Annotated in this window: 8 protein-coding genes; 3 read left to right on the forward strand and 5 right to left on the reverse strand. The window is 58.6% G+C overall.

Going from position 1 to position 18614, the window contains the following annotated elements; all coding sequences use genetic code 11:
• Position 1 precedes the first annotated feature (1 nt).
• Positions 2-2953: a TonB-dependent receptor gene (locus tag ABI_RS11975; RefSeq protein WP_157138876.1), complete on the reverse strand. Its 2952-nt coding sequence runs from the start codon at positions 2951-2953 to the stop codon at positions 2-4.
• 993 nt (positions 2954-3946) lie between these two features.
• On the opposite strand from ABI_RS11975, the gene ABI_RS11980 reads away from it, so the two are divergent.
• Positions 3947-4759 carry a 3-keto-disaccharide hydrolase gene (locus ABI_RS11980; RefSeq protein WP_040309197.1) on the forward strand — a complete coding sequence of 271 codons (813 nt, stop codon included), beginning with the start codon at positions 3947-3949 and terminating at the stop codon, positions 4757-4759.
• A gap of 50 nt (positions 4760-4809) precedes the next feature.
• Positions 4810-6207, forward strand: coding sequence for a Gfo/Idh/MocA family oxidoreductase (locus ABI_RS11985; protein WP_211211161.1), 1398 nt, complete (start codon positions 4810-4812; stop codon positions 6205-6207).
• Positions 6208-6266: 59 nt separating this feature from the next.
• Here the strand turns inward: ABI_RS11985 and ABI_RS11990 are convergent, their stop codons facing one another.
• The 4 genes from ABI_RS11990 to ABI_RS12005 are packed head-to-tail and all read right to left on the reverse strand — an operon-like array spanning position 6267 to position 17858.
• A complete protein-coding gene (locus tag ABI_RS11990; protein WP_211211162.1) occupies positions 6267-7571 on the reverse strand; it encodes a TolC family protein in 1305 nt (434 codons plus the stop codon).
• A gap of 32 nt (positions 7572-7603) precedes the next feature.
• Positions 7604-8902 carry an HlyD family type I secretion periplasmic adaptor subunit gene (locus ABI_RS11995; RefSeq protein WP_006273258.1) on the reverse strand — a complete coding sequence of 433 codons (1299 nt, stop codon included), beginning with the start codon at positions 8900-8902 and terminating at the stop codon, positions 7604-7606.
• Complete coding sequence (locus ABI_RS12000) at positions 8899-10620, reverse strand: type I secretion system permease/ATPase (RefSeq protein WP_050808282.1); 1722 nt, start codon at positions 10618-10620, stop codon at positions 8899-8901. Before ABI_RS12000 ends, ABI_RS11995 begins: the two co-directional genes overlap by 4 nt.
• Positions 10621-10658: 38 nt before the next feature.
• Entirely contained in the window at positions 10659-17858 is a 7200-nt protein-coding gene (locus ABI_RS12005) for an Ig-like domain-containing protein (protein WP_169313728.1), read from the reverse strand.
• A gap of 51 nt (positions 17859-17909) precedes the next feature.
• Between ABI_RS12005 and ABI_RS25680 the strand changes: the two genes are divergently transcribed.
• Positions 17910-18104 (forward strand): hypothetical protein, encoded by a 195-nt coding sequence (locus tag ABI_RS25680; protein WP_169313729.1) that lies wholly within the window; start codon positions 17910-17912, stop codon positions 18102-18104.
• Positions 18105-18614 lie beyond the last annotated feature (510 nt).

The following is an 18614-nucleotide window of genomic DNA, read 5'->3' on the forward strand; positions in this document are numbered from 1 at the left end:
TTTAGTACTGAGCGCGCCAGCCCAGAAGAACGCTCGTGCCGGGGCTTTGGAAGCCCGTCGTGATGTTCTCGTAGGTATAGTAGCTCTTGAAGCCCTCGCTGGTGAGGTTGGTGGCGTCAAGCGTGAGGCTCTGATCCAGGCCGAACGCCTTGAACTTGTACGACGCGGACAGATCGATCTGGCTGCGTGCGCGGTTGAAGGCGTCCAGGGCGATATTGTTGGCCTGGATCGGGAAGCCGGTCTTGACCACGCTGACATTCACGTAGCTCAGACGGAACGAGATCGGGCCGTCTTCATAGTATCCCGTCACATTGTAGGTGTTTTTCGGGATGCCCAGCGCCAGATCGGCCGGTGTGACGTCGAACGCGGTGTAGTTGGCTGTGAAGCCCAGGCCTTCGACAAAGTTATCCAGGGGCTGAACCCAGATATATTCCTGACCGGTGAGCTTCATCACCTTGTCCGAGTTAACCGGCTGGGTGATGTTGACGTTCACATTGGCCACAAGCGACGGGGTGGCCAGGACCTGGGCGACCGAGGTCGCAGGGATGAGCGCGTTGGCCAGGCCCTGCTGCTGGTTGGTATTCAGCGACGCATAGTCGACACCCAGGGCGCTGAATGGCAGAGGCGAGATCGGCCGCGCGATGAAGCCGGTTATGTCCTTTTTGAAATAGGTGAAGCCGACATAGCCTGTGCGGCCTGTATAGTATTCACCGCCGATATCGAAGTTGTTCGAATAGAACGGCTTCAGGTTGGGATTGCCGCGGCTGCCCGACGACGCCGAAGTGTCGAGGGTCAGCGACGACGTCATGTCGGCCGGGTTGGCGCGGGTCATGGTTTTCGAGGCCGCCACGCGGACGTTCAGCTTTGGGGTAACGGCCGCCACGGCGTTGAACGACGGCAGCACGTCTTTATAACGCGCGTTGGTCGTCAGATAGACGATCTGGCTGTTGATCACCGATGGCGCGGTGACCGTCTGGTTGGTCGTCTGAAAGCGGTAGCCGAAATTCGTCTTGAACGGGATGGAGAAGAGCTCGCCGTTGTAGATCGCCATGCCATAGGCACTGGAAATCTCTTCCTGGATCGTTGCGGCGCCAGCGCCGTTGTACGAACCGCCGGTCGACACAACCGGTGCGCTCTTGATCAGGGCGTCATAATCGATGGCATCCTTGATCTTGTCGAAATTTGGCAGGACGAAACGGTCGAAACCCCCGCCGGTAACGCCGCCGCCGAAGATCGAATCCGTCATCGGCGTCAGGTAGTTCTTAACCTCCGATTCAGGAATTGCCGCGGCGTAGGCCGTCCGCAGCGCCGGCGACAGGTCGCCGATGTTGATGTTGCGTTGGTAGGAGTCGATCGCCCAGCCGCCCTTGAAGGTCCAATCGCCGAAACCCTTGGCGATGTTCACGTGGGCCGTCGTGGTGGTGGCGTTGCGCTTATCACGCTGCAGGATCATCTGCCCGCCGCCGAAGGTACGCCAGCCAATATTGGGATCGTTGAGATCGACGTTGGAGGTAATTGTCGGCAGGTCTTGGTTGGCCGAATCGTTGACATAGGTGGCCGTGACATTCGACTCGAAGGGCGTGCGGTACTTCAGAAAGAAGACGCCGCGTTCATAGGTAGAGCGCATGATCCCGACCTGACCGTCCAGGCTCCACTCGTCGCCGAACTTCCAGTCGAAACCGCCGTTGACGCTGAGATAAGCGTTTCTGTCCTGGTAGGCGTTGGATTCCAGGAAGAAGGTCGAGTGGGCAAACTTCGCCGAAGTTACGACATTGTTTTCATCCACCTTCATGTTCAGTGGGATCATGCCGCGGTTATAGTCGTCCGTAGGGCCTGTGCTGCGGAAAGCCAGCATCATATTCGAACGCTCGGCGTCACGCTCGCCGCCGCCGCCCAGAATGTCGAGGTTGAAGCGTAGCGTGTCGCTCGGCCGGTATTCCAGGGCGATCAGGCCGACCTTGTTGGTCGAGGTGCCGTTCAAGATGGAGTTACGGCCCAGGCGCGGCATCAGGGCGCCCTTCATCGTTTCGCGGGTCATGCCGGGGTTAAGCGCCAGCAGGCCGGCTTCGTTCAGAGTGCCGGGCGTCAGGCCGTTACCGGTCCAGTTGTACACCGTCTGGCCCCATACCCACTGGTTGGAGCCGGCCAGGTTCGAGAAGACCCCATTGGAGGAGGTCAGGCCCGGGTCGCAGGTGCCGCAGTAGTTGTTAAAGTTGGGGTCGCCATAGCCCAGGGTTTCGAAGCCCGACGTGTAGAGATTTTTTTCGCTCAGCGAAACACCGGCCAAAACGCCAAACTTGTCCCAGGTCTTGGACCAGACTGCCGTAAGGCGCGGTGAGGTTTCCTTGGAGTTGGCGTTGTAATTGCCCTGGATGGCGATGGCGCCATGATGGCCCTTGCGGTCGAATGGGCGCGCATTCTGCAGGTTGACCGTGCCGGCGATGCCGCCTTCGAGCTGGTCCGCACTGGGGGTCTTCGACACATCCACCCGGGTGAAAAGCCCGGTCGGGAATGCATCGAGGTCGACCTGGCGGTTGGTCGAACTGGAGCCCGAAATGCCATTGTCGGTGGCCATGGCGATGCGCCCACCATTCATCGTCACCTGGGTGAAGTTCGATGGCAAAGCGCGCACGACGATCTGCGTCCCGTCGCCGGAGAACGCGTCGCGGGTAACGATCATGCCGGGCACGCGTTGTAAGGCTTCGGCCATATTCAGATCAGGAAACTTGCCGATATCTTCGGAAAATACCGTTTCCGTAAAGTTGACGGCATTCTTTTTCGCTGTCGTCGCATTGCGAAGCGACCCGCGATAGCCAGTGACCACAACAACGTTCGCATCGTCATTGGCGGGCGCGGTTTGTGGTTGCGTCTGGGCGGCAACATTCGAGGCGGCCAGCACGGCAAAAAGGCTGGTTGTGGCCAGGATGCAGGCCTTGGTGGATTTGATTGACATGGTTTCTCCCTTGATTTCCCTTTGTTCCACACACACAAGTTTTCGACGCGTGACCGCGTTATGTCCGACGTGCGTGGCAAGCTTGCACGGTGCAAGAACGTATTTTTTCGCTTCCCGCTGAAGTTGTCGCTATTGGGCGGTTATTTGTCCGCCAGTTCGCAATCGTCTCTTTCGGCCAGAAATAGTCAGACCAATAACATCTGTCAATCTGGCCTTACCAAATTGCAGACCGGCGTTACAGATTCGTCACACATAGCGGCACAGCCCATACCAAATGATGGAGAAATAATCTTCTCATTGCAAAATGCGCGCAACGACACCTGCCGTCTTTTCTAATTTTTGCCGTCTGCGGAAATTACTTCCATTTTTCAGAATCCCGACACGTCCGCCACGCCGACCTCGGGCTTGCATCGAGAGGTTCAGGGAGCAGCGGGTTTATGAAAGTCCATCACCAGATAATACTTTATTATATGAATGGCTTGTCTGAAGCCGTAGATTCCTCCAGGGACTTAGATTGCACCCCAGCCATTACGTGATAACCGCTTTCTAATTTCATTCATAAAATTTACTAGCATTTCTTTTGCAATGAACGTGAGTTCTGAGACCAATGATCGAACACAAATGATCGCATCACCGCGCCTGACAGCACGCACCCATGAAATCGCCCAGCCCCGAATTTCTGGCCAGACCAGATTGACATTCAATAGTCTGATGTTAATTTGGTATACGCAAGGTTTGGTCAGGCCTCATTCTTCCCAACAGACTTCGGGAGCGTACGCGCTCCCGTTTTTGTTGAGGCCATCGGGCCCTCAGCGAATCGACGACAATGTGATCCGACAAGCCTTGCCGACGCACCGCGCCATCGTCCAAACTCCAGGTGTCGGCCGGTTCGATGCCTTCATCCGGCGTCGACACCGTTTTCGGCGCTGCTGGCTCAGGTGCACTCAGGTCCGACTGCGTCACTGAACAATTCGGACGAATAAGGAGAACGATATGTTGCGTGCTACCGTCTTCGGACTTGCCCTGGCCGTCCTTGGTGGAGGCGCTTGCTCTCTCCCGGCGGCCGCGACTGATGCCGTGTGCCGTCCGCCGCAGACTGATCGTTCAAATGTCCTGACGCCACAAGAGCGCGAGCAGGGTTGGGTCTTGCTGTGGGATGGACATGATACAGCCCAGTGGCGTGGCCTGAAAAGCGAGAACTTTCCCACCTCGGGCTGGACAGGATGCGATGGAACCTTGACCATCCATGAGAAAGGCGGCGAGGAGTCGCAGGGCGGCGGCGACATCATTACACGGGCAAGATATGCGGATTTTGAATTGACGGTCGACTTCCGGATAACGCCTGGCGCCAACAGCGGCATCAAGATATTCGCGCAATCGGACCTTCCGCCCATCGACAAGACGACGGGCCAGCCCGTCAAGGTCGGATCGGGAATTGGCATGGAGTTTCAGGTTCTCGACGACGCGCTTCATCCCGATGCGCGCCTAGGCCGGGACGGCAATCGGACTGTCGGATCCTTTTATGACGTGATGCCGGCCCCCAAAGACAAGTTGGTCAATCCGCCCGGTCAGTGGAACACGGCCCGCATTCTGGCAAAAGGCAATACGGTGACATTTTGGTTGAACGGCCGCCAAACTGTCTCGTTCGAGCGTGGCTCCGAGGCGTTCCGTGCTGCCGTGGCCCAGAGCAAATTTAAGGACATTCCCGGCTTCGGGGAATGGCAGGATGGTCACATTCTGCTGCAGGATCACGGAAATACTGTATCCTACCGCAACATCAAACTGCGCGATCTGTCGGCGCAATAAGATCTCGTCACCCCATGAAGACTTCCCATAACAGCAGTAGCAGGACCGTTATGTTCAATTCCATGACCCGCCGGCATTTTGGTTCAGGCGCTTTGGCGGTTGCGACCGGAACGTTGGCGACGCCCGCATTACTACGCGCAAAATCGCTTGGTGAAAAAATAGACATTGCCTGCTGCGGCATCGGGGGCCGAGGCGCCGATGTCATCAAAGGTCTTTACGCGACGGGTCTGGTCAATGTGGTTGCCTTGTGCGACACGCATCTGGGGTCACCCGCGACCCAGGCGATTTTGACGCAATTCCCTCACGCGCAGACATTTCGGGACTTCCGCGAAATGTTCGACAAGATGGGAAAGCAATTTGACGCAGTAAGCATCGGCACACCCGATTTTTCACACTTCCCCATTGCGATGCATGCGATGGCGTCGGGCAAACACATCTATTGTGAAAAGCCGATGGGACACAGCTTTCGCCAGATTCAGCTCATGATGGACGCGGAAAGGAAGTATAAGGTGGCCGCGCAGATGGGGAACCAGGGCCATTCCGGTCAGGGCTATTTCCAATTCGAAGCCTGGGTTAAGGCCGGCATCATTCGCGATGTCACGCAAATTACCACGTTTATGAACAGTCCCCGTCGTTGGCACGGCAAGTCGGCGAACGATTATTTGCCGGCCCAGCCCGTGCCGGCCGACCTGGATTACGATGCCTGGCTTGCGACGGCTAAACCTCGTGCCTACAACGCGGGCTATATGATCGGCGAGTGGCGCTCGTGGTATGATTTTGGCAACGGCGCGCTTGGTGACTGGGGCGCCCATATCTTCGATAATGCCCATGAGTTCCTTGAACTCGGCCTGCCCACGGAGGTTGAGCCTCTTTACACGCAAGGGCACAGCGCTTTCCTCTTCCCGCAAAATTCGACACTACGCTTTAAATTTCCAGCCCGAGGCAAAAAGCCGGCTGTCGAAATGACCTGGTATGAAGGTCAGCAGAACTACCCGCCGCTGCCTGAAAATTTTGGCGCATCGGTTGTAGATCCCAATATTCCACCGCCGACTTCGGGTGCCATCGAGACCCGAAAGCTGGCGCCCGGCAAGGTGATCTACGGGGATGGACTGGTTTTCAAGGGCGGTTCACATGCGACGGAACTGGAAATTATCGGCGGGCCCCGGGCCGGGGAGATCAAGAACGCACTGCCGCAGGTCCCGGTCAGCCCCTCGGATCACTTTCTCAACTTTGTCCGCGCCGCCAAGGGCGAAGAGGTGTGCCGCTCGCGGTTCTCCGTTTCGGGGCCCCTTTGTCAGGCTATGGCCTTAGGCATAATTGCACAAAGGCTAAACACGCCCATAAGGTTCGACCCCAAATCGAGACGGATCAGCAATCATGCCTTGGCTGATCGCCTTTTAGGCGGCGCCGCGCCGCGGCGGAACTGGGAACAGTATTACCGCCTTTGACGACGGCGCCGGCGTTTGCACGAGATGAACCGCGGCAGCACGATGCACGCTTGATGGCCTCATTCCTTGACAAAGTGGGCCGCTGCGGGCCTACTCTCCTCAGCGCTCGCCTCGTTGGCGCCCTCCGGCATGTTGTAGATGTTGTGGATGTCGATAACGAGATCTAAATTCTTCATCTCAAGTTCGTAGCGGCTATCGATTTCGGCGAGTATCGCGTTCATTTGCGCTCGCTGTGCCTCGATCAAGTCATCCATGGTCTTGCTGCCTTGGCTAACCTCAAAAAATACTGCGTCCACAACCAACGCCTGGTTATCCCGCGCTATGAGATATTGCTCGTTGGCCGAGCGCAACTGTACCAATTCCCCCCAGTCCGAACGGACCTTTTGGCGCCGCTCCTCGACATAGGTATCAAACCTTGCCTTCTGAGACCTGACTCTTGCCTCTGCAGCTGACACGTCCGCCTTACGGCGTCCACCACTCAATATTGGTAGGTCCAAATCCAGACCAACGCGATGGTGCGGCCTCCATTCGCCTCTGAAACTGTCATAATCTTGCGTCAGGACGGCATTGAAGTCGAGCGTCGGCCATCGTTCGCGATGGACCTGCTGCAACTCGGCTTCACTTGATGTGATGTTCGCGGCCAGCTCCAATAAGCCGGGGTCCGCGCTGGCGACCGCTTCCAATTCCGTAAGAGATTGCGGGACACGTTGCGCAATGAAGGGGCCAAATGACTCGGTCGCAACACAGACGTCATCAATGGCTGTAAACCGCTCAAGCTGACGCGTGCGGTTGTCGCGTTCCATTGTTTCCCGCCGCAATTCCGCACGGATCCGTGCCCCCTCGACACGCATCGCCGCAGCCTCTGGCTCCGTCAGTACGCCTTTCTCCAGGCGCATGTCGATCAGGTCCTCCTGGGCCTGATAGTATGCAACGAAAGCCTCGAGTGCAGCGATCCTCTCGTTGCGTCGCTCCAAATCCAGCGCCGTCTGAAGCCCCTCACCGGCCACGCGCAACTGCAGAGACTGAGCCGCATGCCGCGACGCATCCACGCCCGCCTGCGCAGACTTCCGCGCATTGCGCCCTGCTCCAAAATCCAGAAATTTCTGCGTGAAACGTAATCCGGAGCGATTGTCGACCTCATTGTCGGCGAGGACGCCGTCCCCGACACCCGCTCGACCAAAAAAGCCGATTTGCGGAAACCGCGAAGATGATACCTGTTTCAAGCGCGCCTGTGCCGCGTCGACCTGTATCCAGGCATCTCTTATTCGCGGATCGCGTGATGTAATTGTCGCTACCAGCGCTTCCGCCGACATGCATGCCGTGCTTTCCGCTGCGGCCTTGCCACTTATGGTCAGGGTCAGCAATGCCAACCCTATGGCAGCCAGTCTCTGGCCGGTCATCGTGCCACGGCTCCGCGGCGCAACACCTGAAGAAGGGGTTCGAACAAATAATCAAAGGCCGTTCGGGTTTGTCCCGATGAGATAAAGGCTTCAACCGGCATACCCGCCCTGATCCTCAAACCCTTTTGCTTAACGTCCTCGCCATTGAGGATAATACGCGCCTCATAATAGCTGGCGCCCGTTTCCTTGACGGTTTTTAGGTCCGCGCTCACGCCCATCAGCTTTCCGGAAAGGCGCGGGGTAAGCCACGACTGAAACGCTGTGATCTGCACCTTGACATCCTGGCCTTCATAAATCGAGTCTCGATCGTTCGGCGTCACGCGGACTGTTGCGATCAGTTTCTCGTTGTCGGGCACAATTTCCATAAGTGTCTCACCCGGCTGGACGACCCCGCCAACGGTGGTAGCGGCGAGATTGAGCACCGTGCCTGATCGAGGGGCACGCACCAAGGACCGCGCAAAGACGCCTTCTGCGGCCGCAAGGCGCTCCTGGGTGGACAACAGATCGGTCTTGACCTTGACGAGTTCATTCGATGCGTCCCTGAAGACCATAGCCCGTGACTCCGCCAGCTCCATATCGTAAACAGCGGCATCGACACCACCTTGGGTCTTTTCGGCTTTCAGGCGGGCCAGGTCGGCTTCCTGAGCAGCAACGCGTTGCCGCAAACCTTGAACGTGATCCAGTCGCACCAGGCGTTTTTCCAAAAGGGACTCCGCCAGGGTCAGCTCGCTGCGCGCCGCAGCAAGTCCGTCCTCCATGGCGGCAATCTGAGCTGCCTTCGATGCACTGTTCGACAATACCGCGCCCTGCCGGGAGCGAATGAGGCCTGCGCTCGCCGAAAGCCAGCGTGTTTGTTGAACAAAGACATCCTGTTGGTGGCGCCGAAGATCGGCCTCGACGCCGGGATCCAGGCGAAGCGCCGTTACATCGACAAAGCGGATCTGTGGCTGGCCAGCCAGAAATGACTCCAGTCTGGCCTGAGCCAGCAACAGGGCTGCGACATCCTGAGCGGCCTGATCGCGCTGGGCCCGGGCATTGATGTCATCCAGTTCGAGGATGACATCGCCCTCCTTGACGGTACTGCCCTCGCGTACAGCGACCGCGCGGACAATCCCGCCTTCCAGGTGCTGGACGGCCTTGCGATTGTTGTCGACCGAGAGATTACCGCTGGCTACCACGCCTTCCGCCAGGGGCGCGAGAAAACCCCATACGATCAAAAGACCCAATGCGCCCAGGCAGATCAGGCCATAGAGACGCGTTCGTGGATGCGATAGCTTTTCGGCAGCGATGGTCATGTCACCACCTCTCTGGCTATCGGCATCCCGGCATTGCGTTTGTATTCCGCCAAACTCTTGCGGTAATCTTCGCCCGAAGCGACGCTGGCATAACCACCCGACAGGTTCATGACCTGATCCGCCACGTTGAGGATATTGAGATCGTGGGTCGCGACGATCATCACCCGACCCCCAGCCTTGAGATCCCTCAGAAGGCCCGCCATCGCGGCGGCGCGCGTGCTGTCGAGATGCGCTGTCGGTTCGTCCAACACCAGGAGAACGGGGTCCCCATACAGTGCGCGCGCCAAGCCAATGGACTGCCTCTGACCGGCGGAGACATGAACGCCTCCCGGCCCAACAGGCGTATCAAACCCTTTTCCCATGCGCAGAATGGCTTCGCTGCAGCCCGCGAGACGAACCGCTTCGAAGACGGGTTCGGGCTCGCCCTCGCTAAACCGGGCAATGTTTTCACGTACTGTTCCGGGCAACAGTTCGACGTCCTGCGGCAGATATCCGACGTAGCGACCGCGATCTTCGCCAGCCCAGGCGTGGATGTCGCGTCCCCCCAGGCGGACGATGCCGCTGTGGACCGGCCATGCGCCGGTCAAGGTCTGCAGGAAACTGGTCTTGCCCGAACCATTGGCACCGATCACCACCATCAGTGATCCGGGTTCCAGGGCTAATCCCATTCGCGCGATCAGAGGGTCGCGCCCGCCAGGCACGCCGATGGACAGGCCTTCCAACGACAGCTTGCCCTCCGGACGCGGGATCGGGGTTACCTCAGAAGCGTCCAGCGCTTCGGGGGGCAGACGCATCACGAGTTTGTTCCAGGCTTCGCGTACTTTGACGATCTGAGCCCATTGGCCCAGGGCCTGGTCTACCGGCGCCAGAGCGCGCGACAGTATGATTGACGAAGCGATGATCGCGCCAGGCGAAACTTCGTGTTTCAGGGTGAGGTAGGCACCGGCTGACAGCATGATAACCTGCAGAACCTGACGCAAGCTGCGCGAGATGGCCGCCAGCAGGTTCGATCGGTCGCCGGATGTGGACTGGATATCGCTGGCCTCGGACTTCAGTCGCTGCCAGATGCGGAAAACGGCGCTGGCCATACCCATGCCGGCAACGGCGCTATATTGGCGACTTGCCCCAGCCAGAAACGCCTGGGCCAGGCCTTCGCGTCGCCCAGTTTCCTCAACGGTCATGCGGGTGGTTAATTCCATAACCACCGCCAGTCCGATGAGGATCAGCGCCCCGGCCAGTCCGATAGCGCCCAGCCAGGGATGAATGAAGAACAACAGCAACGCGAACAACGGCACATAGGGGGCGTCGAAAAACGGCGCCGGTCCGCCGGAGATAACGAACTTCTGTACCGTGGCGAGGCTGCCCATCGCGGCACTGACATCGCGCGCCGCGTCGGGTGAGGCCGCGGCTGAGGCGAACACCGGCAGCTCCAGCCGCTCGGCAAAGCGCCGGCCCAGCAAGCTGAAGATGCTTTTTCGACCGGCATCGGCAACTGCGTAGACCAGGAGCAGGACGACGGCCAGGCCGGTAATCAGGACCAAGGTATCGACCGAACCCGAGGTCAGGACGCGGTCGTAAACCTGGATCATATGCAAGGGAGAGACCAGCATCAGCAGGTTGATGGCCAGGGTGAAGCCGGCCGCGGCGGTGACGTACCTGCGAAGCGCCAAAAGGGTCATCCGGGCCCCGTCAGCCGTCGCCGACGGGACCTTCAACATTTTGGGTACTCTCACTCCCATTTGCCCCGGTTTCTCCGTCAATACAGGCCAGCGTGCAGCGGATCGTGGAAGTGTTCACGCACCGGCGGCAAGTCTGGTTGATCGGCTTCGAATTCCGAGATCTCGAACACGCTTAAACCGGCGACCTCGTCGTGGACCGGTTCCGCCTCCAGAACCATAGCCAAGACATGGCCGTTAAGCGGCGTGGCCAAAGCCGGCATTTCGGTCATGAAACGGAAGCCTGGACCGTGATCTTCAAAAATGTTCACGCTGCCCCGGAACTTTGACAGGAAAATCTGAGGCATCACATCGTCTTGCGCCCAAACAGGGGCGTCCTGCAACGCGGATGGCAACGCGATTTCTGCAGGGGGAGGACCGGATGCGACCGGCGTTTCGGAACCAGCATCAAACTCTGTGTTGCCTTCTGCCAAGCTCAGTGGCTCCGAGAAAGCGCCAGCATTATTGTCATTGATATGAATGACAATCTTATCGCCCGGATTGAAGCTGCGTCCCGCCCAGTTCACGTAGATCGAATTTGCATCGAATGAAAGGGTAGTGCGCGCGTCGTCATCTTGCACGGAGGTGAAGTCCAGGACGGTATCGGCCACGTCCCTAATGCGGAAGCCGTTGAAGGCCGATCCATTCCAGCTCACTGAGCCTGTGAACGTAATCGTAATTGTATCGTCTCCGACATCGACACTGTTGTAATACGCGAGATATGGAACGGAAGGCGAGTCGACAAAGGTCGGCGCCATTTCGACATCTTCGCTAACGGTGAAATTCAGAGCACCGCCGTATGGCGAATTGTTCGAACCGAACAAGTACTGATACTGCAGTTCCGCTCCCATCAGAAGGGAATCGAGAACCGTAAACTCTCGTACATCCGTGCCAACCCCAAGTGCGTTGCCGGCGCGGTCAGTGATCAGGGTCTGGTCGAGGATCAGCTCATAGTCGCCAGGCGCCAGTGCGGGGAAAGTCGCCTGAACCGTATGACCGCCGTCCTTCAGGAAAATCTGATTGGCCGCCACAACCGTCCCGTCCGCCAGCTTTAACGTAAGCGCACCATCGGGAATATTCGCCAGGGCCTCATCAAAGGTAAAGCGTACACTGCGGAAGCCTTGCGAGACCTCCGCGCCGTCGGCCAGCGAAGCCGAGACCAGCACGGGCGCTATGGTATCCGGAACCAATTCAAGGGTCACCGGGGCGGAGAGGGTGATATTGCCGCCGCTGTCGGTGGCGCGGATCTGCAAGGTCACCGTGCTACTGCCATTGTCGGCGATCGACGGCAGCTTTGCGCGCATGTCCCACGGATAGGCAATATCGGCGCTTTGGGCGACACCGTTGATCAGGATTTCGACCTGACGCACCTGGGCGTCGTCCGTTACTTGGACACCCAGGGAGACGGTCTGGCCTTCCTGGACCTGGATCCCCTCCTTCACGGCGTCGATATCGACCGGCAGGCGCTGCAAGGTGATAACAGGCGGAACTCCGGCCGTGTCAAAGGCCTGGTAGTTGACAACGTGGAAACCACCGCTGGCGTCACCGACATAGGCAAAGCCGGCGCCGATCGCCACTGCGTTCGGGGTTGCGTTCAGGGTAAAGCGGGTGACGAAATCGCCAGTATTGGCGCTGTCGCCTGTTCGGACGACGTCAATGCCGCGCGTGCCAAAGACACCGCCGGACTCGCCGACAACAATCCCCAGGCCGGAGCCGTTGAGTGCGATATCCGACCCGAAGATCGAGCCGTCGTCGACGCCGCTGATAACCGACATATTGGCGGGATCGGCGACGCTAACCGTTGCGTAGCCGGACTGGAAGCCGCGGTCGGCGGGAATATACAGCACACCATCAGCGACGAACATCTTGTCCGACGTCGAGTTGCTAAACCAGTCGTTGCCAGCAACGGACAGGGTGCCACGCGAAATCAAAACGCCGTTCAGCAGTTCGACAACGGTCAGCACGCCGCCCGAGGACAGGGCGTAGATAAAATTGCCGTCGCGCGTCATGGCCTTGAAGCCACCGGCCGAGAGAGACAGGGTCTGCACCACTTCCCCTGTCGTGAGGTCGACCTGGATCAGGTCGCCCCCCTTGCCGGCGATGGCGACGCTGTCGACCACCTCGACCTGGCGGATGGTGCCCGCTATGGTGGCTGAAACCACCGGGGCGTTGGGATCAGACAGATCGATGATCTTCAGCCCACCGCCGCCGGTCGCCACCGCAGCCAGTTGAAGCAGCGGATCCACGTCGACGTCCAGCGCCGTGGTTGGCAGATCGAGTACAGCGACGCGCACCGGCGCCAATGGAGCCGAGATATCAATCAGCACCAAACCACCGCTGCCCGCGGCAACGGCTGCAAAGCTGGCACCGCCGTCCTTATAGGTGACGATATCATTGATGGTGGCGCCGATATCGATTGTCGCCAACACGCCCGTCGCTGTCGGGAAACCACCCAGGGGATCGAGGCCGTTGTCGATTTCGAACTTGTCGGTCAGGCCGTCCCCGTCGGTGTCAGCGGCAGTTCCGCTTGTCCCTATTACACGTTCAATTTTGTCTGCGAGACCATCTCCATCCGTATCCGGTGTATTGGCGACAATCATCGCAACTTCTGGCAAATTCGTACGATTTCCGGATTGCGCGGATTTAAAGTTCGCTAAACCATATGAGTTATTGATCGGATCGACCAACTCCAAGGTGAGAGTCTGCTCACTCGGAAGGAGTATGTCGCCGAGCTCATTGATGTTATTTATTTTTCCAGACGCGACAACACCATTTGCTGATGAGATGCGGTAATATAGAGCTCCCGCGCCGACATAAGAAAATTCTGCGACCGTAGGCGACAATCCTTGTTCCAACTCTTCTAGGTCGTCTACTCCGTCTCCATCCGTGTCAGCCTTGAACGCGTTCGTACCTTGAAGAACTTCTCTAGTGTTTGTTATCCCGTCTCCATCACTATCGCTTGTTAAATCCGATTTGTCCGGATCAAGCCCAACGGTCATTTCGAAAGAGTCGACAATACCATCTCCATCGGTATCTACGTCGTAGGCCCCATATTGCCCGATACCAAACTTTCCATCAAAATTAGCAAAAACAACAATGCTATCCAGGTGCGCAGCACCTCCCGTTCTAAGTTGGTTGACTAATAAGTGCCCATCGCGAATTTCTGCTAGGTTCGAGCCTGCTGCAATATGAAATGACACACCGTCTGCGGCCGTAAGCCTGACTCCATCGATTGTTACAGAAAGTTCCGTTGGTACCCCCAATCTAATTAAACCCTTTTCGCCTACGTCATCCACCCTAATTTGACCAATAGACGAAATATATTCTAGTCTAAGCGGATTTAATCCATTAAACGGTAAAACATCAGCCTCAATGCTAAAGCCACCGCCACCACCCTGTTGCCTCTCATATTCTGCAACAATACTTTCACGCATCCACCTTGCAATTGTAGGAACGGCTCCCTTAGCAACAAATGCACCGAAAATGCTCAATTCTCCACTGTCACGAACTTCATCGAAGCAAGGGCCTACAGCTTCGTCAAAAAATTCTTCGTGGTCTATTTTTCCATTTCCATCTTCGTCTCTATTTAGTCGATAGGCATTTCTTTCAAAACCAGGCTTAAGTTCGTTCATGAAATGCTGCGTACCATCAACGACAGCACCGATGGTCGCCTGGCTAATGGAATAAGTTACGCCATCAATCGTTACACTTACCAAATCTTTGTCATAGCGACTAGTAAAGGTATTTCCTCCGTATTGGTTTTTTCCAGTCGCGGCATCTTTCCCTATTTGGTCAAAAACATCCTTAACCCATCCCTGCCCCCAACGGTCGCCAGCCTGGCACGCAACTTTAGCTATACATGCGGCTTGATGCGCGTAGGCGGCGCCGGCAGTATCCTTACGTGCTTCATAATTGTCGCCAAGCGTCTTAACGGTATCCTCCCAGGAGGGCGGCGGCGGCGGAACCTCGGGCGGAGGCGGCGGGTTTGATGGGCTTCCCGGCGGCGTCAGACCATGCCAGCCCGGCTTGGTGATGCCCGATCCCTCATCGCTCACAACCGTCAGACCATCGGCTGAAACCGTGCCCGTGCCATTAATCACCAACCGACCGGTGGTGTGATCGAACGACAGGATATTCAGCTTGGTGCCTGGCGCCGCGCCGAAGACGTTCGGCAGGGTGATCACCGCCGGTTCAGTAAACACCGCGCCGTCCGGCACCTGAATGGTAATATCAAAGGTATGCTGTAAGACGCCCGGCGGCAGCATGTCGCGCACCAGTTCCGGCGGAACTGTGCTGATACCCACCTGCGGGTTCAATACGGGGTCGCCGTTTTCGTCGACGATCGATCCCGGCTGCACGGTCAGGGTCAGTTTCGACGCCTGTTCCGGGCTCAGCCCCTGTGTCGCCTCGGGAAGCGCGGTCACGACGGTCGGATCGGTGTCGCTGATGTCCTGAAGGATAACGCGCGACAGGCGCGGCAGGTAGACCTCACCGCGGGTCAGGTGAACCAGTTCTTCCTCGGTTTCGCCCATGGTGCCCATGATGGTGTTAACCACGCCCGGACGAACATTGAGGTCCATCACCATTTCGGGATAGAAGGCGCCGTCCGGCGCATTGGTCGCCGTGCGGCCGTCGATGGCGATCTTGACATTGCCCGACGGCACATTGGTCAGGGTAAACCGGCCCTGGTCGTCGGTGTAGACGAATTCGCCTTCGCGGCCCAGGATGAAGACCTTCACACCGGCCAGCTTTTCCAGGAAGACATCGTCAGCGGTAAAAGGAATGCCGTCCGGACCCGAGCGGAAATCGTCCTGCGTCATGGGCTTCAGGTCGGCGCCCGGCCCGACTACGAAGCCGGTGATCACTGTGCCCGGTACGACCTCGGTGCTGACCGTGGTGTAGCCCGACGTGAAGTCACCTCCAGGCGTTCCGTTGTCGTCGCCGTCCAGCAGCGCCCCATCGGCCAAGGCACGGATGCCATCACCGTCGAGATGGACCCGGAAGGTTTCCGCACCCTTCATGGAGTCATCGAAGAAGAGATAGGCCGAGGTCTTGTCAGCCGACATGACGATACGCGCCGGCACCTTGGTGCCGGTCGCATCGGTGGCGTAGAAGGTGTCCGCCGTCAGGCTGACCGGATCGACGGGCCGCGAGAAGGTCACCTGGGGCCGTTGGGTGACGCCGACTTCGCTGGCGCCGTCCTGAGGCGTAATGCTGACCACGGTGAGGGGAATGGCGCTGTCCAGGTGGAACGCAATGTCACGCGTCGTGACGTTGCCGGCTGCGTCCTGAGCGGTCAGGACCACAGTATGGTCGCCGGCGGTCAAGGCGCCCATCGGCAGGGCCGTATCGAAGGTTTTAGCCGTGCCGTCGAAGGCCATGGCAATCGCCTGGCCGCCATCGATGGCATAGGTAAATTTGACGAGATCCGAGCCAGTCGCATCGACGGTGCCGCTTAATCGTGCTCCGGCCGACAAGGTCGCCCCGGCGGCAAAGCTGGTCACGGCCAGATCGGGTGCCAAGGTGTCGATGACAAAATTCAGGACCTGTTCAGTCTCATTGCCGGCGGCGTCGACACCGGTCAATGTCAGACTGTGGCTACCCTCGGCCAGACCTGCCGCAACCGGAATGGAGAAATGCCCCGCGCCATCGACGGTGACGGCAAATTCGGTGCCGTCGTCGATCTGGCCGCTCAGGCTTTCGAGGCCGCTTAGAGTATCAAGGGCCGTACCTTCAATAGCTGCACTGGCATTGAATGCCTGGCCGTCCTTGGTTGTGAAGAAGATGGTCGGCGCGGTCTCATCCGTGGCCGAATTGAAAATGGCCAGCGTATTGGCCGCGACCTGGCGACCGATGGACTGACCGGCCTCATTGGAGAACTCGAAGTGGATGCCGCCGTAGATGCGGCTACGGCCGGCTTCAGATGCGGCGTCTTCGAAACTGTCGAAATGGCGGGACACGCCCGGGACAGTCGAACTGGTGAAATCAAAGGCGTAGTCCTCGCCGAAGAGTTCCGTCAGTACGGTTGCGGCGGCAGCGCTATAGGTCGAGTGACCGGAGACATATTCCGGGAAGTTGGGCGTTAACAACAGCGGTCGCCAGTCTTCGTCGGCGATCGTCGCTTCGTTGCCGTCCTCGCCTCCCGAGCGGATGGCCTCGATCGGGCGCCAGAAGTCGTACTCGTATTTGGCATTCCATGCCGCAATGCCGGCATCGGCCATCGATAGGTTCAACAGGGCGAACAGGCGGGCATTTGACGTCAAACCGCCGCCTTCTGTGGTCGCAATCTGGGCAGCGATCTGGTTCCACATACCCGACGGCGTAACGGTGCCGGCATTGCCGCGCCAGAAGTTGGCGATCTGGGTCTGGTCCGCCGTGCGTTGCGTACTGTCAGCCGATCCCAAAGCCAAAAGCTCGTTGTAAGCTTGGGTGTATTGCTCGCTCGTCAGGGCGGGCGGAGCTTCGGGCGTGAAGGCCCCGGCATCGGTCATGGCGAAAGGCTTGAGGTCGGCCCACTGTGGATCCAGACCAGGGTTGAACGCCGGCTCGGTCGGAGACCATTGTCCCGGCGCATCGCCGCCATTATCCACCGCAAAGTCGTTCCAGCCATCCTGATCGCGCAGAGCAGCGACCAGCCCGCCGACGGTCTCACCGAGGGACTTGCCGGCCTCATAGGCAGCACCACTATGCCCCGCCAGCGCGTTGGTCACCATGGCATCAAAGAATTCAGCCTGGCGTGGAAATAGGTATTTAAGCACCGCGGCCGAGGCGAAAGCAATCGCTGCATCAGCATCAGTTCCGGCGGCGGCTTCAGCCGCAACCATGAACGGCATCGAACCGTCGATCGCCGCCAAAACGTCGTAGACGGCCACGCTTTGCATGGCCAGGCCGCGGCTGGCATAGGTCGGCGCGACGCCGTCATTGACAACGGCTTGAAGCGCGACAGTGTTCCAGAACAGTACGGCATCCGGTCCCGAAGCCGCTTCCTTCTGGATCGTAATCTCCGACGACGACACGTTGCCCGCGGCGTCGGTGACGTTCACGGTGATCGCGTTCGCTCCCTCCGTCAGCCCCAAATCGTTGAGGGTAAAACGCCCTTCACCCGTCACAAGTGCCTGGTGTGTCACACCGTCGACGGTTGCCGAGACCGTCGTCAGGGCCGGAGCCTGTCCAGTGAGTGCGATCTTACCGGCGCTGGTCATCCGGTCACCGGACGCACCGGTATCGGAGGTAGCGGACAAGGCCAGGCCCGAAATAAGCGGCGCGGACTGGTCCAAATCGAAGGTGAGGGTTTGGGTGACAAGCTGACCCGAGCCATCGACGTAGCGAAGGCTAAAGGTGGTTTCGCCGTCACTCAGACTGCCGCCCAGGGCTGTTTCGACCTCAGCCTCCGTCAGGCTGAAGCGGCCATCGGCCTCCACCTGCGCGCCAATGTCCGCGAAACTGGAAGGCATTGCGCCAAGGCCGATTTGCAGATTTTGCGTTAGGGTGCCGCCCGTGATCTGGCCGGCAATGGCGGCGTCATTCGTCAGCAGATCCACATCGCTGACACCGGAGTCATTGCTTAGGGCCAAAGCGAGTTGTGGCGGAGTCGTCACATTAACGACAACGGCCTTGTCAACCGCATGCACACCGTCCCAGGCGCGCACCACGACATCGTAATGGTTGTCGCTACCGACGTCACCCGGGGCTTCAAAGTCCGGCGCCGAAACAAAGTTTAGTGCGCCGGTGGCAGTATCGATGACGAACAGCGCTGCATCGGCGCCACCGGCGATGGAATAGGTCAACACGTCGCTTTCAGCGTCCGTCGCTGCGGCGATATAACCCGTGCTGAGGTTGCCCTCTACAACATTGGCGACGGACCCGGACGAAAACACGGGCGGGACATCGTTGACATTGGTAACAGTTACCGCCACCGACCGGGTGGCCGTATGGACGCCGTCCGAGACCTTCAGGGTGACGTCATAGACATTGTTTCCACTAACATCGCCAGGAGC

Source organism: Asticcacaulis biprosthecium C19, from assembly GCF_000204015.1.
In the GTDB taxonomy this organism is placed as follows: Bacteria; Pseudomonadota; Alphaproteobacteria; order Caulobacterales; family Caulobacteraceae; genus Asticcacaulis; species Asticcacaulis biprosthecius.

What these genes read in the sequence shown, in the direction of transcription:
- ABI_RS11975 (WP_157138876.1), bottom strand. Translation starts at nt 2,953, where the DNA reads ATGTCAATCAAATCCACCAAGGCCTGCATCCTGGCCACAACCAGCCTT.
- ABI_RS11980 (WP_040309197.1), top strand. Translation starts at nt 3,947, where the DNA reads ATGTTGCGTGCTACCGTCTTCGGACTTGCCCTGGCCGTCCTTGGTGGA.
- ABI_RS11985 (WP_211211161.1), top strand. Translation starts at nt 4,810, where the DNA reads ATGTTCAATTCCATGACCCGCCGGCATTTTGGTTCAGGCGCTTTGGCG.
- ABI_RS11995 (WP_006273258.1), bottom strand. Translation starts at nt 8,902, where the DNA reads ATGACCATCGCTGCCGAAAAGCTATCGCATCCACGAACGCGTCTCTAT.
- ABI_RS12000 (WP_050808282.1), bottom strand. Translation starts at nt 10,620, where the DNA reads ATGTTGAAGGTCCCGTCGGCGACGGCTGACGGGGCCCGGATGACCCTT.